Raw genomic sequence first — 25,240 nt, forward strand, 5'->3', positions numbered from 1 at the left:
TGAACGGAGTGGGTAAATGACACAGGCAATCAGCATCAAGGATCGCGTACGCATCAAGCACGTCGAAGTCCTCTCGGACGATTGGTACGTGCTGCGCAAGACCACCTATGACTACCTCGGCCGCAACGGCCAATGGCGCGAACTGACGCGCGAGACTTATGACCGCGGCAACGGCGCCACCATTCTGCTGTACAGCAAGGCCAAGCAAACGGTGGTGTTGACCCGGCAGTTCCGCTTCCCTGCCTTCGTCAACGGGCACGATGACCTGTTGATAGAAACCTGCGCCGGCCTGTTGGACAACGACGACCCACACACCTGCATCCGCAAGGAAACCCAGGAGGAAACCGGCTACATCATCCAGGACGTGCGCAAGGTGTTCGACGCCTTCATGAGCCCGGGCTCGGTGACTGAGCGGGTGCATTTTTTCGTCGGCGAATATTTCGACGAAGACAAGCAGCACGAAGGCGGTGGCCTTGAAGCCGAGGGCGAAGAGATCGAAGTGCTGGAGCTGTCCCTCGACCAGGCCTTGGGCATGATCGAGAGCGGGGAGATTTGCGACGGCAAGACCATCATGTTGTTGCAGTACGCCAAGTTGCATCGGTTGCTGGATTAGCCGCGTTTTTTGTTCAACTGGATTGGGCCTCGCTGTCTTCCTGCATATCGTCCAGGTATTGCGGCTGGTCCGTCTGGTCTGGCAGTTCGGTCACAACGCTGAAGTCGCTGATTTCGATGGCGCCGACGCCATGGCCGAGCAGATGGAAGGAAAACGCCTTGCGCTGCTGTGGGTTGTCGAAACTGATGTTCATCACCAACGGCTGGTCGGGTGTCACCGCCACCTCGGTCGGCAGGTCCATTGGCACATCCTGTTCGAACTCCTTGGCCTTGAGAGAGATGTAGGCGGCATGGTCTGCCTCCACCGCGCGGATGGTCAGGCTGACGCGGGTCTGTGAACCCTTGGGCATCTCCAGGTATTGGGCACCGATCAGGTTGTCGGTCCAGTCGTTGGTGACCAGGGCCGGCAGCGGGATTTTATCGGCGCTGCCGAACTGATAGTGCTGGTTCAGGGGCGTGCGCATCAGGGTCTGGTCCAGGGCCGTGGCCCGGGCGCTGATCAATCGGGCGCGCTGGCCGCTGTATTGCCCGCCGTAGGTGGCACGGTCGGCAATGAAGCCTTCGCTGCTGTAGTAACGGCAATGCTGGAGGAAATCGCATTCGGTAAACGTGCCCTTGCCGTCGTGGTAGCGCAGCTTGCCATTGGTGAACGACATGATTTCCCGGCCCGTCGGGTAGTCCCTGAACATCGAGCGACCGGATAACGATGTGGGCACCGTGAAGCCGAAGTAATCGAGGATCGAGGCGGTCAGGTCCACATGCCCGTAGGTGCCTGACTTGATCCGGGGCAATGGTTCCGGCGCCAGCGTCAGGTTGAACCCCCAGGACGAGGCCAGCCGCACATCGTCGATGCCGTGGGATTCGTCCGAGGTGATGACCACCAGGGTGTTGTCCAGGATGCCCTGGCGTTCCAGGCTCGCCAGGAAGCTCGCCAGTGCGTCGTCCAGGTAACCCACCGCCGCCTGCTTGGCGGTGTCGTAGCGTTGCAGGTAGTCATCCGGCGCCGAGTACGGCTGGTGGGTGCCCACGGTCAGCAGGGTCAGCATCCACGGTTTGTCCGCCTGCTGCAGTTGTCCGACGTAGTCCAGTGCGCCTTCGAAGAAGGTCTTGTCGTCCTTGCCCCAAGGAAATTCCAGGTAGGCGGGGCGAGTGAACCACTCCATGCCCAGGGTCGTGTCGAAGCCGATGTGCGGCATGATCCGGTCCTTGGCCATGAACCGCAGACCCGCGCCCTGGAGGAAATGCGTGGAAAAGCCGTTCTGGCGCAACTGGGCCGGCAGGCAGGCCTGGTTGCGCTGGGTCTGGTTGAGCATTTCGACGCCTTTGGGCGTGCCGTCGTCGAGCTTGTCGTAGTCGCCACACAGCATCGCGTACAAGCCACGAATGGTCTGGTGGCTGTGCAGGACGTAATCAGGGGTGTTCATGCCACGCTCGGCCCAGGCGCTGAGGTGTGGCATCAGGTTTTCCTGATAGCTGCTGTTCAAGGCCTGGCGGTTGGCACTCACGTAGGCGCCAGGAATGCCCTCCAAGGCGATGACCAGAACGTTGCGCGCACGCCCCGGTTCGGCCAGCAGCCTGTTGCCATCGAGGTCCAGACGGGTCAGCCCTGCCATGGGCGGGGCGGGGTCCACGGCATCGCCGTCGAGCCATTGCCGGGCTTGGTCCTGCCCGGCCGCGACACCTGCGGTGACGAGTTGGTGAGGCAGGTTGAACACGTTCCATTGGTCCGCTTCACTGGGACGCCAGGCTTGCAGCGCGCCATGGCTCAGCAGGAGCAACACGGGTACGGCCCAGGCGTGGCGAGGCAAGCGTGGCGCCCGGTGTGGGCGGCTGGTCCGTTGGGTCATCAGCCAGAACGCCAGCGCGGCCAACTGGATCGCGGCCAGCCACGGATGGGCGAAGCCCCCGCTGGTGGAGTTTTCAACGAACTGCGGGTCGGTCAGGTAATGAATGTCCGAAGGGTTGGGCATCCGCCCCACCGCACTGACCAATTCGATGCTGGCCAGCGTCAATGCGCTCCAGGTCAGCAATACCGGCAGTACCAGCCACCAGGGGCGACGGTGAAGCAACGCGATCAGTAACCCACCGACGCCCAGGTCCGACAGATAGCCCAGCGGGTCGGACCAGCCCAGGGCGAGACGCAGGCCCATGGGGACGAGTAATACGCAGCCAATCAGGGTGATGAGGGCGGCGCGGGGGTGGGTTGAAGCGCGATAAATAATATTCACGAGAAACGGGCCTTTCTGTTGAAGCCAATCCATTGAACGACACCCACCCTGTGGGAGCGAGATTGCTCGCGATAGCGGTGTATCAGTCCATATGGCATGTGACTGACTGACGCCATCGCGAGCAAGCTCGCTCCCACAGCAGGTTCTTCCTTCGGTCATGAAATTGTCATGAGAAGGGATGGTACCAAGGGCAATCGCCCCTGGCCGAGCCAATGTCCCGGTGTCCGGCTGCGCTAGGCTGTGGTTCACTGGCGCAGGCCTCTACAATGGCGGCGCAGCGCTGTTTTTGAGGCGCGCGGAAAACTTGTATCAGGATTTCTCATCGGGGGATGGATGGACAGGTTCCAGGAAATGCAGGTTTTTCTCGCCGTGGCCCAGGAGTCGGGTTTTTCAGCGGCGGCGCGGCGCCTGGGCCTGTCGGCGGCCAGCGTCACGCGGGCGGTGGCAGGGTTGGAACAACGCATCGGCACGCCATTGCTGGTGCGCACCACCCGCAATGTGTACCTGAGCGAAGCCGGTCAGCGCTTTCTCGAGGACTGTCGGCGGATCCTGAGCGATTTGCAGGAAGCCGAGGATTCGGCGGCCGGCAGTCACGTTCAGCCCCGTGGGCAATTGACGATCACCGCGCCGGTGCTGTTCGGCCAGTTGTTCGTCACGCCGCTGCTGGTGGATTACCTGCATCGGTTCCCCGAGGTCAGCATCAACGCTTTGCTATTGGACCGTACGGTGAGTCTGGTGGAGGAGGGCATCGACGTTGCCCTGCGCATTGGCGAGCTGCCGGACAGCAACCTGCACGCGGTGCGGGTCGGTGAAGTACGGCGAGTGGTGTGCGGCTCCCCGGACTTCTTCGCACGCCACGGACGGCCCCGGCATCCGGATGACCTGGAGCGAATGCCCGTGGTGGCGTCGTCGGCCATTGGCCAGGTCAAAAGCTGGACCTTTATCGATTCAGGCCAAGCGTTGGCCGTCCGGCCCGTGCCTCGGCTGGTGGTGACGGCCAACCAGGCGGCGATCACTGCCGCTTGCCAGGGGTTGGGAATGACGCGAGTCCTGTCTTACCAGGTGGCGGGCAACGTGGCCGCCGGCGAACTGGAAATCGTCCTGGCCGATTTCGAATTGCCGCCTCTGCCGATCCATGTGGTGTACCAGGGCGGACGCAATGCGCCGGCGCGGGTCCGCAGTTTTGTCGATTTTGTCGTCAGTGCATTGCGCGAACATCCGGCCTTGAGCGACTGACGTATTGTTTCTCTGGCTGAAACAATGGATTGCATTTCTGGGTGATTCTCTTGTTTTGGCCCGGAGCGGAAGATGACCCCATCGACGCCGTTGTGCTGATGGCGTCACTTCCTGCGGAGTCGACCATGAACCCTATCAAGCACTATCACTTCCCGCTTTCCGGCCATTCCCATCGCGTTCAATTGATGCTTTCGTTGCTCGGGCTACCGGTCGAGAAGGTCTTCGTCGACTTGGCCAAGGGCGCGCACAAACAGGCGGGTTTCCTTGCGCTCAATGCGTTTGGCCAGGTACCGGTCATTGACGATGACGGCGTGGTGCTGGCGGACTCCAACGCAATCCTGGTGTACCTGGCGCACAAATATGGCAAGGGCCGCTGGCTGCCCACCGATCCAGTCGGCGCCGCGCGGGTGCAGCGCTGGTTGTCGGCGGCTGCCGGGCCGATCCATGCGGGGCCGGCCACGGCACGGCTGATCACGGTGTTTGGCGCGGCCTACAACGCCGAGGACGTGATTGCCCGTTCCCACGCTGTGCTGAAAGTCATCGATCAGGAATTGAGCAGTTGTGATTTTCTGGCGGGTGATACGGCGACTGTCGCGGACATCGCCGGCTACAGCTACATCGCCCACGCACCGGAAGGCAATGTATCGTTGGAAGACTATGCCCATGTGCGGGCCTGGCTGGTGCGGATCGAAGCCTTGCCCGGGTTCGTGGGCATGCCGCGTACGGTTGTCGGGTTGCAAAAGCACGCCTGAAACAGACCCGGTGGTGAGGGGGTTATCTTCACTGTGGGAGCGAGGCTTGCCCGCGATGAAGGCACTGCGGTCTTTCAGAGATCGAGGCGCCTGTTTCGCGAGCAAGCTTTGCTCCCACACGGCAGAGATTTCGTCGCTCTATCGTGATTTGGTATCAGGCGTAGGAAAGCGCCTTTTCCTCCAGCAGTTCCTCGTACAGCTGCACCCACTTTTGGCCCATCTCTTCGGAGGTGAACAACTGGCGGTAACGGGCTTCGGCCTTGGCGCCCATTGCCCGGGCCTGGGCCGGGTTTTCCCACAGGGTGCGCATCGCCTCGCGGAAAGCCTCGGGGTTACTGGGGGGCACCACCAGGCCGGTTTCGTCGTGGATGTTGATGTAGCTGGTGCCGGTGCCGATTTCGCTGGAGATCATCGGCTTGCCGAACATCGCGCCTTCGAGCAGAGAGATGCCAAAGGCTTCGGAGCGCAGGTGCGAAGGGAACACGATGGCATAGCTCAGTTCCAGCAATGCGACCTTGTCTTCGTCCCCCAGGCGCCCGAGGAAATGCAGGTTACGCAGGCCCAGTTTCGTGGCCTGGGCATGCAGCTGCTTTTCCAATGGGCCGGCGCCCAGGATGACGACGGGGTAATCCACGCCTTTGAGGGCGTCGAGCAGAATGTGCAGGCCTTTGTAATAACGCATCACCCCTACGAACAAAAAGAAGCGCTCGCCCAGTTTTGCCTTCCACTGCGCCATGCGCTCGGCGTCAGGCTGTGGATAACTGGTCTTGTTCAGGCCGTAGGTGATGACGCGGGTCTTGGCGCTGTATTCCTTGAGCACATCGCTGGTATGAACATAGTTCGGCGAGGCCGCGACGATACGGTCAGCGCCGTCCAGGAAGCGTCGCATCAGCGGCCGATAGAGCTTGAGCAGGTGCCGTTGGCGAACGATGTCCGAATGGTAGGTCACGACGTAGGGTTTTTTCACGGCACTGCAAAAGTGCACCAGGTCCATGAACGGCCAGGGGAAGTGGTAGTTGATCACGTCCGCTTCGGCGGCCAGCTCACGGAATTTCTTGAACACGCTGTAGGAGAAACCGGTGGACGCCAGTTGGAAGTCCATCCGGGCTTGGTGGACGACATGCTGTCGAAGCTGGATCGGTTCTGGTGATGGCTGCCCGCTCAGGGTCAACACGGTGTTATCGATATTCAGCCGATCAGTGCTGTCGCAGAGTTGAAAAATCACCTGTTCGATGCCACCCATGGAATCAGGCAAATAGGTTTTGTAAAAGTGCAGGACTCGCATTCAACCTCCCAAGGCCTGGCGATACGCGTGGGCAGTGACCTTTGCACAGCGTTCCCAGGAAAACAGCGCCGCCTGTTGCAATCCCGCTTCCCGACATGCCTGCCAGTGCAGGCGGTCTTCAATCAACCGCTCCATGGCGTCGCGCATGCGTTGCGGATCGTCGGGTTCGCAATAGATACCGGCCGGCCCGGCCACTTCCGGCATCGCCGAGCAGCGGGTGGTCATCACCGGTGTGCCACTGGCCATCGCTTCAAGCACCGGCAGGCCAAAGCCTTCGTAGTACGACGGAAACACCAGTGCCCGTGCTCCCGCCAACAATTGGGCGACCTGTTCGTCAGGCAGGTAACCCGCCAGACAAACATGACCGCCAGCCAGGGCGCGTTTCAACTCATCATTGAGCTGCGCCTGTTGCCATCCGCTCATTCCTACAATGAACAAAGGAAAAGCCTGACGTAGGGATTCCGGGAGCCCGGCATGGGCGCGCAGGGCCAACGACAGGTTCTTGCGTGGCTCCAAGGTGCCGACACAGAGAAAGTATCGGCCGTGCTCCAGGCCATGGGCCTTGAGCACGGCGTCGATCGCTTCCGGTTCGCGCGGGTGGAAACGTGCCGCGACCCCCAGTGGCGCGACCCTCAGGCGCTCGGCGGGCAGGCCGAAATACTGTTGGGCTTCATCGGCGATGAACTGCGAGTCGGTCAGGATCAGCTGCGCCTGTGCCACCGCGCGGCTGAGTCGTCGCTCGATTTCCTTCAGGCGTGCCGGTGGTTGCGTCTCGGGGTAGCGCAGGTGCGTAAGGTCATGGAGGGTGATCACCGTCGGCCCTTCGAAGGCCAGCGGCCAAAGGCTGGGCTCGTGATACAGGTCGATAGCCTTTGAACGGCCCTGATCGAAGCGTTTCTGCTCCAGCCAGCGCCGCGCCTGATAGGCGCCCGGAACCCGTCGCAGCAAGGGGCTCAGCCTTGAATAGCCAGGCTTGGCTGTTGGCGGCAATTGCGGGCTCCAGCCCCAACCGTGGAACAGTGACAACTGTACATCCGGCTCTTGGGCCAAGGCCGTCGCCAGTTCCGCCACGTAGTGGCCGATGCCGGTGCGTGGCGCCTGGAGAATGCGTGCGTTGAGGGCTATCCGCATGCTGTTTCCCTGTCGACGATGACTTCGTCGACGTGTCGCTCGATCCGCTCCACCAATTGCGCACTGGCCTGGCGCCAACTCAGCCATTGCCATTGATCCAGGTTGCGCCTGGCCGGGAATACCCCAGTGTGTTCCATGTCGATGACCAGGTTCGCCAGGCTTTGGGGATCGTCGAGATCGAAGTAGACCATGAAGTCACCGCCGATTTCCCGAAACACCGGGATGTCGCTGCCCATCGCCGGCAAGCCGCGTTGCATGGCCTCCACCAACGGCAGGCCGAAGCCCTCCACGTAGGACGGGAACACCAGCGCGGTGGAGTGCCGATAGGCGTGTTCCAGGCTTTGGTCCGCCAGGTTGTTGAACATGAACAGGCGGCTGTCGAGTTGTGGATGACGTTGGATACGTTCGATCAGGGCTTCGCATTTCCAGCCGATTTTCCCGACGATGCATAACCGTGCTTGTGACCCGGCGGCCCAGGCCCGCTCGAACGCATCGATCAGGTAGGCATGGTTTTTCCGCGGTTCGATGGTGCTGACCATCAGGAACACCGGCTCGGGGCGCTTGAACAGCCGCAGCAAGTTCGGGTCGACCGCGTGAGTGGCGTCGATCAGGTCCAGTTCGCTGCCCAAGTGGAAATAGTCGAACCAGCGCTCGCGCACCTGTTGTTCGCCAATACGTCGGACCATTTCCTGGCGAAGCTGGTCGCGGATGGTGGTGGAGATGGCGATGTAGCCATCGGCGGTGCGGGCAATCCAGTCGAACCAATGGTCGAACACCTTGACCAGCCCGGCGTCGCAGAATTGTGGGTGGGTCAGGGGAATCAGGTCATAGATCACCGAGATGATCCCGACGCCATCACGCTTGAGCTGTTCGGCCAGGGGAAAGAAACCTGAGTGCCAGGAAGAGTCCAGCAATACCAGTTGATCGCCGGCTCGATGTGCCAGCGGTACGCTGCGCGCCGGGGCAGGCTTGCGTTTGAGCAGACGATCGAGGATTCGAATGGGCAGGCTCAGGCACCCCAGGGCGAACAGTCGGCAAGCAACGTACAGGAAGCGGCGCGCCCAGATCGACTGGCTGAAGGGGCGCTGCTGTTCGAGGGACCGATGTCTGACCCAGAACAGGTTGGCGAACTGTAGCAGCCGTACTCGCAGGCCGGCCAGATCCAGTCCGTCCGTGGGCAGGGGAGCCAGGCTTATCACTTCATACAGCTTGCCCTGCAGCATCACCACGGGAATGCATTCGCGGTCCTGGTCCTTGGCCGGCAATTCGCGAATGACGTTGCGCACCACTCGCTGAATGCCGGAGTTGTCATTCGGGTGGTCGTATACGTAGGTGCAATCCACCAGCAAACGGCTCATGGCAACTCCTTTTGCGGCAACGCCTCGACGGCAGTCTGGTTCGAACGCTGGATACTGGTCCGGGCCTGGAGCCAGGAACAGCCGACGAAATCCTCCTGGCGATTATTGATGACGTGAAACACCAGCCCATAGTCGCGCCATTCGAAATTACGGTCCAGGTGCGAGTCCAGTCGCGACAGGCTGAGCGCGACGGAGTAATTGCCCTTGCCCAGGCGCATGTCGAAACTGAAACGGAAGGTGATCTGTTCGCCGGCCTTGAGGTCGGTCACGGCTTTGTCCTGGCGATGGGTGTTGATGCCGTACATGGGTTGGCCAAGGCGGTCCTTGATCAAAAAGCCCAGCACCAGCCGCTCGATGTCCTGGCGGATTTCAACCCGCACTTGCAACACCATTGGCTGGCCGATCTCGGCCACTTCCACCGACTGCCCCTGGCTGTTGAGCAATTGCACATCGACGATGCCGGCCTCGCCGGTACCGGAAATCGTGCGTATCTGGCCGTTGGCGAGCATTTCCTGGCGAACCACCTGGCCCTCGCGCTGGGCCAGCATCGCGTTGTAATAATCCATCACCTCTTCCGGCTTGCCGCGCATGGCCATGCGCCCGTGTTCGAGCAGGATGGCGGTGTCGCAGATCGACTGGATCGCCGAGCGATCGTGGGACACGATCAGCAGCGTGGTACCGGCCTTGCGGAAGCTGCGGATGCGCTCGAAGCTCTTGTGTTGGAAGTAGGCATCGCCCACCGACAGCGCTTCGTCGACGATCAGGATGTCCGGGCGTCGGGCGGTGGCAACGCTGAACGCCAGGCGCATCTGCATGCCGCTGGAATAAGTGCGTACCGGCTGGTCGATGGCCTCGCCGATTTCGGCGAACCCCTCGATTTCGGGCATCAACGCTTCGATTTCCTCCACGTGCATACCCAGCAACTGACCGGCCATGAACGCATTCTGGCGGCCGGTGAAGTCTGGATGAAAGCCCATGCCCAATTCCAGCAACGCGGCGACGCGGCCTTGCAATTGGATGTGGCCGCAGGTGGGTTGGGTGGTGCCGGTGATCATCTTGAGCAACGTGCTTTTGCCGGCACCGTTGACCCCGACGATGCCGACGGCTTCACCGGGCTGGATCTCGAAGTCCACACCTTGCAGGATCCAGTGCAGTTGATGGCGCTGGCGGGAAAAGGGGATCAACCACTCGAACAGCCGGCTCCAGCGGTTCGGATACTGCTTGTAGGCCTTGCCCAGGCCGGTGACGCGCAAATGTCCCATCAGAGTTCATCCACCATTTCACCGCCGCGCCGGCGAAACATGCGCAGGCCCAAGGCACACAACAACAAGGCCACCACCAGCAACGGCACCAGCGAACTCCAGACCGGCCACTGGTTGTAGAGAAACAGGTTCTGGTAGCTCTGCATCAGGGCGGTCATGGGGTTGAAGGCGAGCAGTTGCTGGATCGATGGCGGCAGGATCGTCATCGGGTAAACGATTGGCGTGAGCCAGAACCAGAATTGCAGGCAAATGCCGAACAACTGCCCGACATCGCGGAAAAACACATTGAGGATCCCCAGCAGCATGCCCAGCCCGGCGGCGAACATCACTTGCAGGGCCAGCAGCGGCACCAGGGCCAGCAAGGTCATGCCTGGCCAGCGCCCGGTGATCAGCAGGAAACCGAGAAAGAGCCCGAGGATGATCGCGAAGTTGATCCCCGCATTGAACAGCACGATCACCGGCAGGCAGATCCGGGGGAAGCTGATCTTTTTCAGCAGGTTGGCGTTTTCCAGGAACATGCCCTGGCTGCGGGTGGTGATTTCCGCGAACAACCCCCAGGTCAGCAGCCCGGCACAGAGGTAGACGCTGTAGGCCATGCCATCTTCGACCCCGGGCAGGCGGGCACGCATGATGTGGGAAAAAATCACCGTGTAGACGAGGATCATCGACAACGGGTTGAGCACCGTCCACAACGCGCCGAACAACGAGTTGCGATAGCGTGCCTGGAACTCGCGCTTGACGCTGCCCAGGACGAAGCCGCGGTAGCTCCACAGTGAGCGTTGCAAGGCCAACAGCATCAGACGGCCCTGCCGTAGTGGTCTTCGAAGCGGACGATGTCGTCTTCCCCGAGGTATTCGCCGCTCTGGACCTCGATGATGACCAGGTCGATGACACCGGGGTTTTCCAGGCGATGCTTGTGGCCGGCGGGAATGAAGGTCGATTCGTTCTTGGCGACCAGGTGCGAGCCCGAACCGTTATTGGTGACCTTGGCCATGCCTTCGACCACTACCCAGTGTTCGTTGCGGTGATGGTGCATTTGCAGCGACAGCGATGCGCCAGGCTTGACCACGATGCGCTTGATCTTGAAGCGTGGACCTTCTTCGAGGACGGTATAACTGCCCCATGGACGGCTGACCGTGCGATGCAGGCGATAGGCTTCGTGGTCCTTGTCCTTGAGTTGCCGGACGACGCGGCGAACATCCTGGGCGCGGTCGGCATGGGCCACCAGCACGGCGTCGGCGGTGTCGATGATGATCAGGTTTTCCACGCCCAGGGCGGCCACCAGGCGGCTGTCGCTCTGGACGAAGTTGTTCTGGCTGTCGATAAACAGGGCTTCACCGGTGGTGCGGTTGTTTTGCCCGTCGGCGGGTACCAGGCTGGCGACGGCGCTCCAGGAACCGATATCGCTCCAGTCGAAGGCGGCCGGGATCACCACGACATTGGCTGAGCGCTCCATCAGGGCGTAGTCGATGGAGATGTCTGGCATTTCGGCGAAATGCGCCGCGGACAATTCCTGCTGCACACAACCTGAGGTTTCCACCGCCGTGCTGGCCGTGACACAGGCGCGCGCCTGTTCCAGCAGCTCGGGGGCGTGGGCGTGCAGCTCCGCCAACAGGGTCTTGACCGAGAAGCAGAACATCCCCGAATTCCACAGGAAACGGCCACTTTCCAGGTACTGCGTGGCGGTCTGCAAGTCGGGCTTTTCGACAAAGCGCACGACCTTGGCCGCGCCCTTGGTATCCAGGGGCTGGCCCCGTTCGATATAGCCGAAGCCGGTTTCCGGCGCCGAGGGCAGCACGCCGAAGGTCACCAGATGGCCGTTTTTGGCCAGCTCCACGGCGTGCTCAACGGAGGCCTTGAAGGCCGCCTCGTCCTTGATCAAGTGATCGGCAGGCATGACCACCAGGATCGCCTCGTCACCGTGCAGGGCCTGTACCGCGAGGGTGGCCGTGGCAATGGCCGGCGCGGTGTTGCGACCCGTGGGTTCAAGTACGAAGTGACCGCGATAACGCTCCAGGTGGGCGCTCTGATAGTGGTCGCGGCTCTGGAAGTAGTACTCGCGATTGGTGACGGTGACGATGTCGCCTCGACCGTCGAACAACCCCGCCGCCCGCCGATAGGTCTTGCCCAGCAGCGACTGGCCGTCGGGCAAGAGCATGAAGGGCTTGGGATGGCCCTCGCGGGACACCGGCCACAACCTCGTCCCGGCACCGCCGGAGAGAATCACGGGAATGAGCATGGCCTACTCCTTGGCGACGCGTTTCATGTCCGCATCCATCATCATGCGGATCAGGGTGTCGAGGTCGGTCCGAGGCTTCCAGCCCAGGACGCGTTGTGCCTTGGCCGGGTTGCCGAGCAACACCTCGACTTCGGCCGGGCGGAAAAACGCCGGGTCGATCTTGACGAAGTCACGGTAGTCCAGGCCCACGTGTTCGAAGGCAATCCTGCACATCTCGCGCACGGTGGTGGTGACGCCGGTGGCCACCACGTAATCGTCGGGGCTGTCCTGTTGCAACATCAGCCACATGGCCTCGACGTAATCGCCGGCAAAGCCCCAGTCGCGCTTGGCGTCGATATTGCCCAGGCGCAACTCCTGCTGCTTGCCCTGCTTGATGCGCGCAGCGGCATCGGTGACCTTGCGAGTCACGAACTCGATGCCGCGCAGCGGTGATTCGTGGTTGAACAGGATGCCGCTGCTGGCATGCAGGCCGAAGCTTTCCCGGTAGTTGACGGTGATCCAGTGGCCGTACAGTTTCGCCACGCCATAGGGGCTGCGTGGATAGAACGGGGTGTGCTCGTCCTGTTGCTCGGCCTGGATCAGGCCGAACATTTCGCTGGTGGAGGCCTGGTAGAAGCGGGTCTGCACACTGAACTGGCGAATGGCTTCGAGCAGGTGGGTAACCCCGAGCCCATCGACGATGCCGGTGGTCACCGGCTGGTCCCAGGAGGCCGCGACGAAACTTTGCGCGGCCAGGTTATACACCTCGTCCGGCGCCGACTTGATCACTGCCCGTTGCACGGAGCAGGCATCGGCCATGTCACCGTCCAGGTAAACGATGTCCTGTTCGATGCCCATCTCTCGCAGCCGCCAGCGCGAGTCGCTGCTGCGTCGCGCCACCAGGCCGTGGACTTTGTAACCCTTGTCGAGCAGCAACTTGGCCAGATACGCGCCGTCCTGGCCGGTGATCCCTGTGATCAATGCACTTTTCATTCTTGTTGTACCCGTATCTCCCAGTCGGACAGGATCGTCCGCAAGGATTGTTGTGTTGTTGTTTCGGGCGTCCATCCGGTGGCCTGTCGTAGCTTGGCTGGGCTACCACAGACGCGACGCTGTTCTGCGCGGCGAAGACGCGCAGGGTCCTGGATAAGTTGCACATCGACCTGGGCGAGATCGCCCAGTTGTTCGATCAGGCTGCGAATGCTTTGCTCGCGCCCCGAGCAGATGTTGTAGACCTGCCCCGGGGCGCCTTTTTCCAGCAGGGCCAGGTAGGCCGAAATCACATCGCCGACATCGAGGAAGTCGCGGGTCACGTCGATATCGCCCACTTGCAGCCGGGCCGGTTGCAGGCCCAGCTTGATCCGGCTGATCTGCCGGGCGGCGCTGGCAATGACGAAGCTGTCCTTCTGGCCGGCGCCGATGTGATTGAACGGGCGGGCCACCAGCACCGGCCAGCCTTCGCTCATGCCCCACTGCAGGCTCAGCAGTTCGGCCGACAGCTTGCTCACGGCATACGGGTTGCGCGGGGCGGGCGGTTGCAGTTCGGTAATCGGCAGCCGGTCTTCGCTGACCTGGCCATAGACATCACCGGAGCTGACATACAGGAACGTCCCGGTGAAACCCCGGGCCTTGAGGGCCTGGAGCAGGTTCAAGGTGCCCATCAGGTTGATGTGCAGGGTGCGCGCCGGATCGCGAAAGGCTTCGGGCACAAAGGTTTGCCCGGCCAGGTGGATCACGGCGTCGGGAAGCTCGGGCCAGAGGCCCTCCAGGGTCTTGGCATCCGTCAGGTCGTAGCGTGCGGCGACAGGCATCACCTGCCACGCTGAATCATGACCGTTCAGTCGAGATTTGAGATGACGTCCAACGAAACCGCTGAGGCCCGTAACGAACAGACGTTTTTTCAAGCTCCAGCCCCCTTGACGGTTGCTTCGTCTATTGCGAACTGAGTGGGAAATTTCCGTAAGATCGGGGAAAAGTCACTCAACGATTAGCCTAGAGAAGCGTTTGTTGTAGTTGTTTGGTTGCCAATCTGTGCCAATTTTGCAGCAATTTCAACAGCGCAAACCGTGACTGGTCAGTTCTCATATTTATAGCTGGTTTATTCTCGCCGGGCGGTTCACGAACCCTCGGCGGATGTGTTTAGAATGCCCCTCGTCACGATGTCCCAGGTTTCGATCTTCGAGATGCACCCAGGGGCGGGACATAAAAAAACAAGAACGAGACGGGTAGCGAGATGAACGACACGTGGCGGCCCCCGGGCCGGCTCGATGCGTGACTCGACCGTCATGAAGTGGGGCCGCCGGGACGGCGGCGCCATGATGGGATGCCATGAATTTCATTCTTTACTCGGACGTAAACGATCACTCCATCAGCCAGAGCCTCGGCCGCCCTGAGTACAGCTATTACTTCGTGCTCAAGGCCTATCGTCCCGTGCTGGAAAGCCTGGGGCCGGTGCATGTGGTGTCGTCGGTCGCCGAGGTCGATCCGCTGTATCAGACACTGCAGCAGGCCGGGCAGGACTGCTTGTTCCTTTCGTTTTCACCCCCGCACAAGACGCCGCTGGACCTGCTTTGCCCGATGGTCTGCGTGGTGGCCTGGGAGTTCGATTCGATCCCGGCCGAGCACTGGGACGACGACCTGCGGCATGACTGGAGTCGCACGCTGGCCCGTCATGGCCGGGTGATTACCCTGTCCAGCCATACGGCCGAGGCGATCCGTCGGACCTTGGGCGAGGATTTCCCGGTATTGGTATTGCCCACGCCGCTGTGGGAGCGTTTCGCGGCGGTTCGCGAGCAATACCCGAGCCTGCCGGTCAACCCGGGAACGACCTTGCAGATCAAGGGCTGCATCATCGACAGCCGGCTCCTCGGGTTGTCGGCCGATGGCTTGATCGCGCCGATCCTCGAAGAAGTGCCGGAACCAGCGCCGGAACCGATCATTGAGCCACCCCCTCTGACTTGGCGGCGGCGCGCATTCATTTCCCGCCATTACCTGCGCGAAATTATCCGCGCCTTCGCCGGCAAGCGCGAGCAGGGGCCCGTGTGGCTGTGCAAACACAACCTGCTGTGCTGGTATCGTGAGGCGGTCCGCGACCTGGTGCCCGTGCCGGTGCGTGTTGCCACCAGCAGGATCCTGAGGGGGCCGGCACCGCTGCCGGTGGCCGTCGAGCCCGTTCCAGAGCCTACCGCCGAACCGGCGGCGCCGGCACATCCCCAGGCCGTGCTGCTGGACACCCACCAAGTGGTGGAAACCGAAGTCAGCGGCGTGGTGTACGTCAGCGTGTTCAACCCCGATGACGGTCGAAAAAACTGGCATCAGTTGGTCACCGCATTCTGTTGGGCCCTGCGTGACGTCGAGGACGCCACGCTGGTGCTGAAGATGACCCAGAACGACCTGTCGACCTACTACGTCGAACTGTTGACGCTGCTGTCCCAACTGTCGCCGTTCAGTTGCCGGGTGGTGGTGATGCACGGTTACCTGGAGGACGAGCAATTCGCCCGGCTGTATGGCGCGGCGAGTTTCTACGTCAATGCGTCCCGCTGTGAAGGCCTGTGCCTGCCGTTGATGGAATTCATGTCCTGTGCACGCCCCGTCATCGCGCCGGACCACACGGCAATGCGCGATTACATCGACGCCGAGGTGGCCTTCATCGTCAAGTCCAGCCGCGAACCGACCATCTGGCCGGAAGACTCGCGCATTTTGTATCGTACCCTGCGCCATCGACCCGACTGGGGCTCATTGAAACTTGCCTATCAGCAGAGCTACGCCATGGCCAAGCACCAGCCGCAGGCCTACCAGGCCATGGCGGTTGCCGCGAACGAGCGGATGCGCCGCTATTGCGCGTTCGCCCCGGTGCAGCAGCGCCTGGCGGATTTCCTGGCGGAGCCAGGCTGTGACGAAGCGCTGCCGCTGGCGGTCCAGGCAGGTAGCGCCTCATGTTGATCATCATTTATTCGGAAACCAACCAGAGCAACATTCTGGAAAACCTCGGTAAGCCCGAGTACAGCTATTACTTCGTGCTCAAGGAGTTTCGCCCGGTGCTGGAGCGGTTGGGGCGGGTGGTCGAAGTGACCCGGCCTGACGAGGAGGTCGATCAGCTGTACGCCGATTGCCTGGGGCGTGGCGAGGATTGCGTATTCCTGTCGTTTTCACCGCCTCATCGCACCGCTGCCCACTACGCCTGCCCGACAATCCCGGTGTTCGCCTGGGAATTCAGCACCATTCCTACCGAAAGCTGGCAGGGCGAGGCACGGCACGACTGGCGAGTGGTCTTGGGCGCGACCGGCATGGCGATCACCCATTCCAGCTTCACCGTCAACACCGTTCGTGAGGCGATGGGCGCGGACTTTCCCATCACCGCTGTCGCCGCGCCGGTATGGGACCGCTTTGCCGCCCGTGGCGCGGTGCTGGCCCAGCGGCCGACCGTGGATCACATGCGCCTGCAATTGCGTGGCCTGCTGATTGACAGTCGCACCACCGACCTGCGGCCTTATGGCCCACCGGTGCATCAGGCCGGCACGCCGCTGGTGCTGGACGGCCCGGCCGAGGATTGCGAGTTACTGCTGGACGGTGTGATCTATACCTCGGTGTTCAATCCCTACGACGGTCGCAAGAACTGGAAGGACATGATCAGCGCATTTTGCGCGACGTTTCGCGATGTTCCTGACGCTACCCTGGTGCTCAAGCTGACCCACCACGATGTCACCGCCGCGCTCACCGACATGCTCCACCACGTCTACAAGAACCAGTCGTACCGCTGCCGCATCGTGCTGATCCACGGTTACCTGGCGGACGCGGACTACGAACGGCTGGTGGAAGCCACCCGGTACGTGGTCAACAGTTCCTATGGCGAAGGGCAGTGCCTGCCGTTGATGGAGTTCATGTCCTGCGGCCGTCCGGCGATTGCGCCCTTGAACACGGCGATGGCCGACTACATCGATCACGACAATGCCTTTGTGGTGGATTCGACCGAGGAATTGACCGCCTGGCCCCACGACCCGCGTGCGGCTTACCGGACCCTGCGTTATGTCACCGATTGGGACTCGCTGTGCTCGGCCTACCGCGCCAGCTACGACGTGGCTAAAAATGATCCCGAGCGGTATCGCCGCATGTCGGCCCATGCCGTGCGCAGCCTGGAGAAATTCTGCAGCCAGGCCAACGCCGAGCAGCGTTTGCGGGCGTTTTTCGAACAACTGTCCGAGCGTCGCCGGAACGCGGCGCAGCCATGATCCGGCGATGGCTGGCCGGGCGCAGGCCTGTGGCGCCTTCGCCCGCGCCGACGGTGGCCGTTTCGCCCCGGGATGCCGGCCTCTACGACGCGATGCTCGACGGCTGGTTTCGCAGTGAAACCGGCGAATTGCTCAAGGGCTTTGCCATCACGGCCGACGATACCTTGCTGGATGTGGGCTGCGGCGAGGGTGTGGCGACGCTGTTTGCCATGCGCCAGGGTGCGTCCGTGATCTTTACCGACAGCGAACAGGACAAGGTGCGCGACCTGGCTCGCCAAGTCGAAGCCCAGGCCGCCGCGCCGTTCCTGGGGCTGGTCAGCAACAGCTTGCCGCTGCCCCTGGCCGATGGCTGTGCGAACAAGATCGTCTGCATGGAGGTGCTCGAGCATATCCATGAGCCCGAGCCGTTCATGGCCGAGCTGGTGCGCATGGGCCGACCCGGGGCGCAGTATCTGCTCAGCGTGCCGGCCCCGGTGGGCGAGCATTTGCAGCAAGGCATCGCGCCGCCGGGCTACTTTCAAGCGCCCAACCATGTGCAGATTTTCAGTGCCGAACGATTCGCCGCGCTGGTGGAGGACGCCGGGCTGGTGATCGAGCATCGCGAGGCCAGCGGTTTTTTCTGGGTCATGGGCATGATTTTCTTCTGGGCCAGCGAACGAGCGGCTGGCCGGGACCTCGAGGGTGCCGTGCGTGACCGTATCCAGGCGCCGTATCCACCCTTGATGGAGCGCTGGGCGAGCCTCTGGCAGGACTTGCTGACGCAACCCGACGGCCTGGTGATCAAGCAGGTGCTGGACCGGTTCATGCCCAAGAGCCAGGTCATCATCGCGCGTAAACCCGATCCTTCTTCCGGGAGTACTTCATGAGCGGCAAGCGGATCCTGGACATCGAATTGCTGCGCGCCGTTGCGGTGATCGGCGTGCTGTTCCATCACCTGCAAGGCATGCCGTTTCCTGGCGGATGGCCGCGCCTGGCGGCCCTGGCCGACAGTTTCCAGCTGTGGTGGGGCGTGGACCTGTTTTTCGCGATATCCGGGTTCGTCATCGGGCGCAGCCTGATCCCGCAATTGCGTCGCTGCGACAGCCCCCGGCAATTCTGGGCCGTCACCCGGGATTTCTGGATTCGCCGGGCGTTTCGCCTGTTGCCGTCGGCCTGGCTCTGGCTGCTGCTGGTGTTGTTCGCGGTGTTCTTCCTGAACCGTTCCGGTGCGTTCGGCAGCGTGCAGGCCAACCTGCAGGCGACCCTGGCCGGTTTCCTGCAATTCGCCAACCTGCGTTTTGCCGATGCCTTCATGCAGTATGAATACGGCGCGAGCTTCGTGTACTGGACGCTGTCGTTGGAAGAACAGTTCTATCTGATCCTGCCGCTGCTGGTGTTCGTCTCGCGCCGCTATTTGGTGTGGGTGCTGCTGGCGGTGGTGCTGGTGCAGTTTTTCACCTGGCGGGGGCTGTGGCTGTCGGTGATCCGTACCGATGCCTTGGCGCTGGGTGTGTTGTTGTCGATCTGGAGCCTGCGGTCCAGCTACTGGCGCTTCGAGCCCACGTGGATGCGCCGCCCGCCCCTGGGTGCGCTACTGGTGCTGGGTCTTGGCGGCGTGATGGCCTGGATCGCGACCGAGCACTTCAATTTGTCGTTCTACCGTCTCGGGGTCATTGCGGTGCTCAGTGCCTTGCTGGTCTGGGTGGCCTCTTACGATCGGGATTACTTGTTGCCCCGCGGTCGGTTGAAAACGGCGCTGACCTGGGTGGGCAGTCGTTCCTATGGGATTTACCTGATCCACATCCCGGTGTTTTTCCTGCTGCGCGAGTTGTGGTTTCGTTTCGCCCCCTTGGGCTCGCCGGACCCGGCAAGCCATCCCTGGCCGGCCCTGGCGTGTGCGTTGTTGCTGATCGGGCTGTTGAGCGAGCTCAACTACCGCTGGGTCGAAATGCCCATGCGCAATCGTGGCGCCCGGTTGGTTGAACGCTTGTCCGCCGCCCGAACCGTCCTTCCTGTTTCTGGAGCCCCGTCATGCTGAGCCTTTTGAAGAAACTCACCACGGGCACGCCCGCGCCCGCCGAACCGGTGGCCGAGAAAGTCGACCCGTACATGCTTGGGCTGCACGATGCGATGCTCAGCGGCTGGTTCAACCAGCAAACCGGCGAACTGTTCACCGGTTTCCCTGTGACGCCTGAGGACACGTTGCTGGACGTGGGGTGTGGGGACGGCGGCAACGTGCATTTTTGTGCGATGCGCGGGGCGAAGATCATCATCGCCGACATCGATGCGGCCAAGGTCGAAGCCACGCGCCAGCGCTTGAGCGACACCCCTGCGCGCGACGTCGAGTGCCATGTGACCGACTGCAACCCGCTGCCCATTGCCGATGCCACGGCCACCCGGGTGGTGTCCACCGAAGTCATCGAGCACGTCGACGACCCGGCGCAGTTCCTCGCCGAACTGGTACGGGTCGGCCAGCCCGGCGCGCTGTACCTGCTGAGCGTGCCGCACCCCAGTTCCGAAGACCTGCAAAAAGACATCGCCGCACCGGAGTACTTCCGCAAACCCAACCACATTCGCATCATCAGTGAAGAGCAGTTCAAGGCGATGGTCAGCGAGGCCGGGCTGGAGGTGTTGAGCCACAGCCAATACGGCTTCTATTGGTCGATGTGGATGCTGTTGTTCTGGGAGGCCAAGGTCGATTTCAGCAACGCTGACCACCCGTTGCTCAATCACTGGGCCGACACCTGGCAAGCGGTGCTGAACTCACCGCGCGGGGCGCAGATCAAGCAGGCGCTGGACGCGGTGGTGGCCAAGAGTCAGGTGATTATTGCGCGTAAGCCTTGATGACGTTGGTAAGCCTCAACCCTGTGGGAGCGAGCTTGCTCGCGATAGCGTTGGTTCAGCCGCCTATAGATTGACTGATGTACCGCTATCGCGAGCAAGCTCGCTCCCACAATGACGCGCTCGGCGTTAATCTGCACATCTTTTGCGCGCGGTAAGGCTTCATGACTGTTTTTTTCCGGCTCTCCCTGGCCCTCGCCATGTTGCTTTTGGCGGGCTGCGAACAACCGCCACCCCCAGCCCTGGATCAACAGTTGTATATCTGGCAGCGCCAATGGACAAAGGCTCATGAGCCGGCGCTGCGCCAGAGCCGGGGCGATTTTTCCACGCTGCGGGTGCTGGCGTTGCAGGCTTTTCCCGGGGCGGGCTGGCGCCGTGCGCGGATCGACCCGGACCTGCTCAAGGCGGACGGCCGTCCGCTGATCGCCGTGATTCGTCTGGACGGCCAGCTCAAGGCCTTGGATCAGGACGAGGTCATTGCGCAAATCCAGCAAGTGCTGGGCGATTGGCAAGCCCAAGGCCTGACCCCAGTGGGCGTGGAGGTCGACCACGATGCTGGCAATGCACGGCTGCCGGCCTATGGGAATTTCCTCGGCCAACTGCGGCACAGCCTGCCGGCCAACCTGCGGCTCAGCATCACGGCGCTACCAGCCTGGCTCGACAGCCCCGCATTGCCGGGATTGTTGGACGCGGTGGACAGCAGTGTGCTGCAGGTCCACGCGGTGAGCGATCCACGGCAAGGCCTGTTCGATCCGAAACAGGCCCGGCATTGGGCACAACGCTGGAGCGAGGTCACCACGGGGCCGTTTTATCTGGCCCTGCCAGCCTACGGCGTGGCGCTGCTGACCCAGGAGAGCGGCGTACCGGTGGTGGAAAGCGAAGTGCCGATCGATCGTGGTGGCGAGCGTCGGGAGTTGCTGGCCGATCCGCAACAAGTGGCCGGGCTTGCGGCTGATTTGCGGGCTGATCCGCCGAAACATCTCGCCGGGCTGATCTGGTTTCGCCTGCCTCTGGCCGGCGACCGGCGAGCGTGGAGCTTGACCACGCTCGGCGCCGTCGCCCGGGGCGATCACCTGGACAGTCGCCTGGCATTGCAGTGGGAGGAGCGGGGCGGTTTGTACGATATCCGCCTGGTCAACCAGGGCAATCTCGACCACCCCTGGCCCCAGCGCCTGACGTTGGCGGTCGGGGCGTGTGACGGCGTCGATGCCTTGGCCGGTTACACGTTGCAACAAACTCCCGGACTGCTTACCTTCACCCGCATTCAGGAAGGCCGCTTGGCGGCTGGTAGCCAACGAGCAATCGGTTGGGCGCGCTGTACGAAAATCGACCAAGGAGGTTTCAATGTTTACCCGTAAGTGGCCTCGTCACCTGCTGTGCCTGAGCCTGTGCCTGCCGCTGGGCCCGGCGTTGGCCTGCGGTCCGGATTTTCCGATGCGCCTGCTGGATAACCGCGCCCAGACCCTGGCGGAGTTGCCCGAAGGCAGCTTTCGCTTCGAGGTCAGCCGTCTCGGCCAGGCGATTGCCGGGCTCAAGCCGGCCACCGAGGCGACGCGCAACCCGGACTACAGCTATGACGACCTGCCTTCCTACATCGAACAACGCAACCAGGCCGAGCAGATTGGCCTGACCCCGCCGCAACAAGCGGTGGTGGAGCGCCTGCGGGCGCTGACCAATATCGACCAGGTGACGGCCGAAGCGGCCAACCTGCCCGATGAGCTGCGCCTGTATGCGCTCGGCGCGGCGGCTTTTAACGTCGGTGAGCATCAGCGCGCCGTGGAAGCGTTCCAGCAATTGCTGGCATTACCGGCTGACCAGCGACGGTTGCGCAGCACCTGGGCCGCGTATTCCCTGGGGCGGGCATTGTTTGCCGTGAGCACCGAGGCGGGCAGCGGCGACCCTGTGGCCTTGCAGGATCAGGCGCGAACGGCGTTTCGCCAAGCCCGGGAAATGAGCATCGCCGGGTTCAGCGATCCGCTGGAACTGGGCATCGCCAGCCTCGGCGAAGAAGCCCGGGTGGCCTACACCGCCGATGACTGGGAGAGCGCCATCGGTCTGTACGCGATCCAGAACCGGCAAGGGTCCCCGGTCGGCTACAGCTCGTTGCTGCAATTGGCACAAGGCCTGAGCGTCGAGTCGGATGAACGCTTGGGCGAACTGCTCAAGACCCAGGCGGTGCAGCGACTGGTCACCGCCTACCTGCTCAGCCGCGTTGGCTGGTGGGACGGTGAAGAACCTTCGGGCGAGAAAAGGCTGGTCAAACTGTTGCAGACCAACGCCCGGGACAACCTGGACGATGCTGACCGTTTGGCGGCGGTGAGTTACCAGCACGGCGATTACGCCAACGCCCAGGCGTTTGTGCAAAAGGCTCCCGACACAGGCTTGGCCTGGTGGGTGCGCGCCAAGCTGGCCTTGCGCGACGGCGACAAGGTGGCCGCGGCGGCGGCCTATGCCAAGGCTGCCCAGGCGTTTCCGAACGATGAATCCTGGGGCAGCCGGCGCACACCGGATTGGAATTACGAATCGGTGCAACCCAAGTGCCGGGTCGAAGGGGAAAGCGCGATCCTGGCCTTGCAGCGCGGTGATTACCTGCAAGCCTTCGATCAGCTCTATCGCGGCCAGAGCAACTATTGGTATGACGCCGCCGCCGTCGCCGAGCGGGTGCTCACAGTGGATGAGCTCAAGCAGTACGTCGACGCTCAAGTCCCGGCGCCACCGGCGTTGAGCCAAGAGGACCGGGACAACTACGTGCCGCTGCCGGTGGCTGCCAGCTTGCGCAATCTGCTGGGCAGGCGTTTGCTGAGGGAAGGGCGCTTTGATGAGGCGCCGGCTTATTTCGATAACCCGGACCTGCAGAACAAGGCCCGTGCCTATGGGCAATTGCGCCAGGACGCCGAGTCCAAGTGGTGGCCAACCCGGCGGGCCGAGGCGTATTTCCATGCGTCGTGGATGGCGCGCAAATGGGGTATGGAACTGCTCGGCTATGAGATGGCGCCGGATTACGCCAGCCTGGGCGGCAATTACAGCCTGGAACCGGTCGAGCTGAACGTCGGGCCACTGGTGGCCGAAGGTGAAGTGCAACGCCAGCAGGCCAGCGTCGCGCAGCCGGACGTGCGTTATCACTATCGGTTTGTCGCCACGGCGCTGGCGAGCCAGGCGGCGGATTACCTGCCCCATACCAGCCAGGCGTTTGCGGCGGTGCTGTGCAAGGCGGTGGGGTACAACTCCAGCCTTGAAGAGCAAAGCGCGTTGTACCAGCGCTATGTGAAGGACGGCCCGTACGTGGATTGGGCTGGGGATTTTGGTCATCAATGCCAGGAACCGGACTTCGGCAAGGCGAACAAACGCTACGTGACCCAGGCCCTGGACCCGATCCGCTCGACGCTGCGACCTTACAAGGTTTGGCTGGAAGTGGGCGGGCTCGTGCTGGTGGTGGCAGTGGGGTTGGGGTTGATCAGTCGTCGTCGGCGCAAGGCCCGGATGTCAGCCTCCTGAGGTGAAGCACCCATTGTGGGAGCGAGCTTGCTCGCGATAGCGGCATTGCAGGCACTACCAGTGCCTATGAATGACCTCATCGCGAGCAGGCTCGCTCCCACAGGGGCGGGTGTTATCGCCCGTGGAGCGTTGTTCCTACATCTGCGTCGCCATCCCCTCCACATTCATGGCCGCCTGGCGCAACGCCTCCGAACGGGTAGGGTGCGGGTGGCAGGTCAGGGCGATGTCCTCGGCCGAGGCGCTGAACTCCATGGCCACGCAGTACTCCCCGATCATCTCACTGACGCTCGGGCCCACCAGGTGCACGCCAAGGATTTCATCGGTGCGCTCATCGGCCAGGACCTTGGCGAACCCTTCGGTCTCGTGGTTGATCTTGGCCCGGCTGTTGGCCGTGAACGGAAACTTGCCGACCTTGTAGGCGCGGCCTTCGGCCTTGAGCTGTTCCTCGGTCTGGCCGACGCTGGCCAGCTCCGGACGGGTGTAGATGACGCTGGGGATCAGCGCATAGTTAACCTCGGCGGCCTTGCCGGCGATCTGTTCGATGCAGGCCATGGCTTCGTCTTCGGCCTTGTGGGCCAGCATCGGTCCGGCCGTCACGTCGCCGATCACCCAGACGCCGGGTGCTTCGGTACGGTGATGCTGGTTGGCGAGCATGCCGCGTTTATCGGTGCTCAACCCGACGTTTTCCAACCCCAGCCCTTGCGTGTAGGGCCGTCGACCAATGGCGACCAGCACGTAATCGGCGTCCAGGGACTGTGCTTCGCCGCCCGCCGCCGGTTCGATCTGCAATTGCACACCGCTGGCCGAGGTCGTGGCGCCGGTGACCTTCGAACTCAACTTGAACTGGATACCTTGTTTAGCCAAGGCCCGTTGCAAGGTCTTGCCGGCCTCGCCGTCCACGCCCGGGCAGATGCGATCGAGGTATTCCACCACGGTCACCTGGGCGCCCAGGCGCCGCCAGACCGAGCCCAGCTCGAGGCCGATGACGCCAGCGCCGATCACCACCAGATGTCGGGGCACCTCTCCCAGGGACAAGGCGCCGGTGGAGTCGAGGATGCGCTGGTTGTCGATGGTCACGCCTGGCAGCGGCATGGGTTCCGAGCCGGTGGCGATGACGATGTCCTTGGCGGTGAGTTCGGTCTTGCTGCCATCGTCACCGGTGACGGTCACCTTGCCCGGCCCGTCGATGTGGCCCCAGCCTCTGATCCAGTCGACCTTGTTCTTGCGAAACAGAAACTCGATGCCCTTGGTCAGGCCCGTCACGCTTTCGTCTTTCTGCTTCATCATTTGCGCAAGATTGAGGGTAGGGCTGACCTCAATGCCCAAGTTGGCGAACTCCGTTCCCGTGGCCGCTTCGTACAGTTCCGAAGCGTGCAACAAGGCCTTGGAGGGCATGCAGCCGACGTTCAGGCAGGTGCCGCCCAAGGTGGCTCGACCTTCGACACAGGCGGCCTTCAACCCTAACTGCCCGGCCCGAATCGCCGCGTTATACCCGCCGGGTCCACCGCCCAGAATGACCACGTCGTAGTTGCTCATCGCTGTTCTCCCGCTTGGCCTGATAAAAAATTATGGGCGTAATATGAGCGTTTCCAGAGATTCCGGTCAAGGCTTAAGT

20 protein-coding genes are annotated in these 25,240 nt (G+C 62.4%); 10 read left to right on the forward strand and 10 right to left on the reverse strand.

Going from position 1 to position 25,240, the window contains the following annotated elements; all coding sequences use genetic code 11:
• Window positions 1–16 precede the first annotated feature (16 nt).
• Entirely contained in the window at window positions 17–613 is a 597-nt protein-coding gene (nudK, locus tag J4E63_RS27620; RefSeq protein WP_060739927.1) for a GDP-mannose pyrophosphatase NudK, read from the forward strand.
• A gap of 13 nt (window positions 614–626) precedes the next feature.
• Here the strand turns inward: nudK and J4E63_RS27625 are convergent, their stop codons facing one another.
• A complete protein-coding gene (locus tag J4E63_RS27625; RefSeq protein WP_207283898.1) occupies window positions 627–2,840 on the reverse strand; it encodes an LTA synthase family protein in 2,214 nt (737 codons plus the stop codon).
• Between the two features lie 333 nt (window positions 2,841–3,173).
• Here J4E63_RS27625 and J4E63_RS27630 point away from each other — a divergent pair, with 333 nt between their 5' ends.
• Window positions 3,174–4,076 carry a LysR family transcriptional regulator gene (locus J4E63_RS27630; RefSeq protein WP_072407627.1) on the forward strand — a complete coding sequence of 301 codons (903 nt, stop codon included), beginning with the start codon at window positions 3,174–3,176 and terminating at the stop codon, window positions 4,074–4,076.
• A gap of 125 nt (window positions 4,077–4,201) precedes the next feature.
• Window positions 4,202–4,828 carry a glutathione S-transferase family protein gene (locus tag J4E63_RS27635; RefSeq protein WP_207283899.1) on the forward strand — a complete coding sequence of 209 codons (627 nt, stop codon included), beginning with the start codon at window positions 4,202–4,204 and terminating at the stop codon, window positions 4,826–4,828.
• A 154-nt stretch (window positions 4,829–4,982) separates the two neighbouring features.
• Here the strand turns inward: J4E63_RS27635 and J4E63_RS27640 are convergent, their stop codons facing one another.
• Genes J4E63_RS27640 through J4E63_RS27675 form a run of 8 tightly spaced genes read right to left on the reverse strand, consistent with a single transcriptional unit; the run spans window position 4,983 to window position 13,986 of the window.
• Window positions 4,983–6,113, reverse strand: coding sequence for a glycosyltransferase family 4 protein (locus J4E63_RS27640; protein WP_207283900.1), 1,131 nt, complete (start codon window positions 6,111–6,113; stop codon window positions 4,983–4,985).
• The gene (locus J4E63_RS27645; protein ID WP_207283901.1) at window positions 6,114–7,244 is read right to left on the reverse strand and encodes a glycosyltransferase family 1 protein; all 1,131 of its coding nucleotides are present in this window, start codon (window positions 7,242–7,244) and stop codon (window positions 6,114–6,116) included.
• Window positions 7,235–8,602, reverse strand: a complete 1,368-nt coding sequence (locus J4E63_RS27650) for a glycosyltransferase family 1 protein (RefSeq protein ID WP_207283902.1) — start codon at window positions 8,600–8,602, stop codon at window positions 7,235–7,237. Before J4E63_RS27650 ends, J4E63_RS27645 begins: the two co-directional genes overlap by 10 nt.
• Window positions 8,599–9,864, reverse strand: coding sequence for an ABC transporter ATP-binding protein (locus J4E63_RS27655; RefSeq protein WP_207283903.1), 1,266 nt, complete (start codon window positions 9,862–9,864; stop codon window positions 8,599–8,601). The genes J4E63_RS27650 and J4E63_RS27655 overlap by 4 nt, the downstream gene beginning before the upstream one ends.
• On the reverse strand, window positions 9,864–10,661 hold the full coding sequence (locus J4E63_RS27660) for an ABC transporter permease (RefSeq protein WP_060739935.1): 798 nt from the start codon (window positions 10,659–10,661) through the stop codon (window positions 9,864–9,866). The genes J4E63_RS27655 and J4E63_RS27660 overlap by 1 nt, the downstream gene beginning before the upstream one ends.
• Complete coding sequence (locus tag J4E63_RS27665) at window positions 10,661–12,103, reverse strand: mannose-1-phosphate guanylyltransferase/mannose-6-phosphate isomerase (protein ID WP_207283904.1); 1,443 nt, start codon at window positions 12,101–12,103, stop codon at window positions 10,661–10,663. Before J4E63_RS27665 ends, J4E63_RS27660 begins: the two co-directional genes overlap by 1 nt.
• 3 nt (window positions 12,104–12,106) lie before the next feature.
• Window positions 12,107–13,075, reverse strand: coding sequence for a GDP-mannose 4,6-dehydratase (gene gmd / locus J4E63_RS27670; RefSeq protein WP_060739937.1), 969 nt, complete (start codon window positions 13,073–13,075; stop codon window positions 12,107–12,109).
• Window positions 13,072–13,986: a GDP-mannose 4,6-dehydratase gene (locus J4E63_RS27675; protein ID WP_207283905.1), complete on the reverse strand. Its 915-nt coding sequence runs from the start codon at window positions 13,984–13,986 to the stop codon at window positions 13,072–13,074. Before J4E63_RS27675 ends, gmd begins: the two co-directional genes overlap by 4 nt.
• 424 nt (window positions 13,987–14,410) lie before the next feature.
• Between J4E63_RS27675 and J4E63_RS27680 the strand changes: the two genes are divergently transcribed.
• The 7 genes from J4E63_RS27680 (at window position 14,411) to J4E63_RS27710 (ending at window position 23,625) form a co-directional block, all read left to right on the forward strand.
• Window positions 14,411–16,024 carry a glycosyltransferase gene (locus tag J4E63_RS27680; RefSeq protein ID WP_207283906.1) on the forward strand — a complete coding sequence of 538 codons (1,614 nt, stop codon included), beginning with the start codon at window positions 14,411–14,413 and terminating at the stop codon, window positions 16,022–16,024.
• Entirely contained in the window at window positions 16,018–17,310 is a 1,293-nt protein-coding gene (locus J4E63_RS27685) for a glycosyltransferase (RefSeq protein ID WP_207283907.1), read from the forward strand. The genes J4E63_RS27680 and J4E63_RS27685 overlap by 7 nt, the downstream gene beginning before the upstream one ends.
• Window positions 17,307–18,176, forward strand: a complete 870-nt coding sequence (locus tag J4E63_RS27690) for a bifunctional 2-polyprenyl-6-hydroxyphenol methylase/3-demethylubiquinol 3-O-methyltransferase UbiG (RefSeq protein WP_207283908.1) — start codon at window positions 17,307–17,309, stop codon at window positions 18,174–18,176. The genes J4E63_RS27685 and J4E63_RS27690 overlap by 4 nt, the downstream gene beginning before the upstream one ends.
• Window positions 18,173–19,327: an acyltransferase gene (locus J4E63_RS27695; protein ID WP_207283909.1), complete on the forward strand. Its 1,155-nt coding sequence runs from the start codon at window positions 18,173–18,175 to the stop codon at window positions 19,325–19,327. The genes J4E63_RS27690 and J4E63_RS27695 overlap by 4 nt, the downstream gene beginning before the upstream one ends.
• Window positions 19,321–20,133 carry a class I SAM-dependent methyltransferase gene (locus J4E63_RS27700; protein WP_207283910.1) on the forward strand — a complete coding sequence of 271 codons (813 nt, stop codon included), beginning with the start codon at window positions 19,321–19,323 and terminating at the stop codon, window positions 20,131–20,133. The genes J4E63_RS27695 and J4E63_RS27700 overlap by 7 nt, the downstream gene beginning before the upstream one ends.
• Window positions 20,134–20,294: 161 nt before the next feature.
• The gene (locus tag J4E63_RS27705; RefSeq protein WP_207283911.1) at window positions 20,295–21,488 is read left to right on the forward strand and encodes a DUF3142 domain-containing protein; all 1,194 of its coding nucleotides are present in this window, start codon (window positions 20,295–20,297) and stop codon (window positions 21,486–21,488) included.
• Window positions 21,475–23,625 (forward strand): hypothetical protein, encoded by a 2,151-nt coding sequence (locus J4E63_RS27710; protein ID WP_207283912.1) that lies wholly within the window; start codon window positions 21,475–21,477, stop codon window positions 23,623–23,625. The genes J4E63_RS27705 and J4E63_RS27710 overlap by 14 nt, the downstream gene beginning before the upstream one ends.
• A 135-nt stretch (window positions 23,626–23,760) precedes the next feature.
• Here the strand turns inward: J4E63_RS27710 and lpdA are convergent, their stop codons facing one another.
• Window positions 23,761–25,161 carry a dihydrolipoyl dehydrogenase gene (lpdA, locus tag J4E63_RS27715; protein WP_103307947.1) on the reverse strand — a complete coding sequence of 467 codons (1,401 nt, stop codon included), beginning with the start codon at window positions 25,159–25,161 and terminating at the stop codon, window positions 23,761–23,763.
• Window positions 25,162–25,240 lie beyond the last annotated feature (79 nt).

Origin of the sequence: Pseudomonas sp. FW300-N2F2, assembly GCF_017351655.1 — a bacterium.
GTDB classification, from domain to species: domain Bacteria; phylum Pseudomonadota; class Gammaproteobacteria; order Pseudomonadales; family Pseudomonadaceae; genus Aquipseudomonas; species Aquipseudomonas fluorescens_AA.

Bases quoted from the DNA above. Each gene is read 5' to 3' on its own strand.
- J4E63_RS27705 (WP_207283911.1), top strand. From the start codon at position 20,295: ATGACTGTTTTTTTCCGGCTCTCCCTGGCCCTCGCCATGTTGCTTTTG.
- gmd (WP_060739937.1), bottom strand. From the start codon at position 13,075: ATGAAAAGTGCATTGATCACAGGGATCACCGGCCAGGACGGCGCGTAT.
- J4E63_RS27690 (WP_207283908.1), top strand. From the start codon at position 17,307: ATGATCCGGCGATGGCTGGCCGGGCGCAGGCCTGTGGCGCCTTCGCCC.
- J4E63_RS27630 (WP_072407627.1), top strand. From the start codon at position 3,174: ATGGACAGGTTCCAGGAAATGCAGGTTTTTCTCGCCGTGGCCCAGGAG.
- lpdA (WP_103307947.1), bottom strand. From the start codon at position 25,161: ATGAGCAACTACGACGTGGTCATTCTGGGCGGTGGACCCGGCGGGTAT.
- nudK (WP_060739927.1), top strand. From the start codon at position 17: ATGACACAGGCAATCAGCATCAAGGATCGCGTACGCATCAAGCACGTC.
- J4E63_RS27655 (WP_207283903.1), bottom strand. From the start codon at position 9,864: ATGGGACATTTGCGCGTCACCGGCCTGGGCAAGGCCTACAAGCAGTAT.
- J4E63_RS27665 (WP_207283904.1), bottom strand. From the start codon at position 12,103: ATGCTCATTCCCGTGATTCTCTCCGGCGGTGCCGGGACGAGGTTGTGG.
- J4E63_RS27660 (WP_060739935.1), bottom strand. From the start codon at position 10,661: ATGCTGTTGGCCTTGCAACGCTCACTGTGGAGCTACCGCGGCTTCGTC.
- J4E63_RS27635 (WP_207283899.1), top strand. From the start codon at position 4,202: ATGAACCCTATCAAGCACTATCACTTCCCGCTTTCCGGCCATTCCCAT.
- J4E63_RS27650 (WP_207283902.1), bottom strand. From the start codon at position 8,602: ATGAGCCGTTTGCTGGTGGATTGCACCTACGTATACGACCACCCGAAT.
- J4E63_RS27640 (WP_207283900.1), bottom strand. From the start codon at position 6,113: ATGCGAGTCCTGCACTTTTACAAAACCTATTTGCCTGATTCCATGGGT.
- J4E63_RS27710 (WP_207283912.1), top strand. From the start codon at position 21,475: ATGTTTACCCGTAAGTGGCCTCGTCACCTGCTGTGCCTGAGCCTGTGC.
- J4E63_RS27645 (WP_207283901.1), bottom strand. From the start codon at position 7,244: ATGCGGATAGCCCTCAACGCACGCATTCTCCAGGCGCCACGCACCGGC.
- J4E63_RS27700 (WP_207283910.1), top strand. From the start codon at position 19,321: ATGCTGAGCCTTTTGAAGAAACTCACCACGGGCACGCCCGCGCCCGCC.
- J4E63_RS27685 (WP_207283907.1), top strand. From the start codon at position 16,018: ATGTTGATCATCATTTATTCGGAAACCAACCAGAGCAACATTCTGGAA.
- J4E63_RS27695 (WP_207283909.1), top strand. From the start codon at position 18,173: ATGAGCGGCAAGCGGATCCTGGACATCGAATTGCTGCGCGCCGTTGCG.
- J4E63_RS27680 (WP_207283906.1), top strand. From the start codon at position 14,411: ATGAATTTCATTCTTTACTCGGACGTAAACGATCACTCCATCAGCCAG.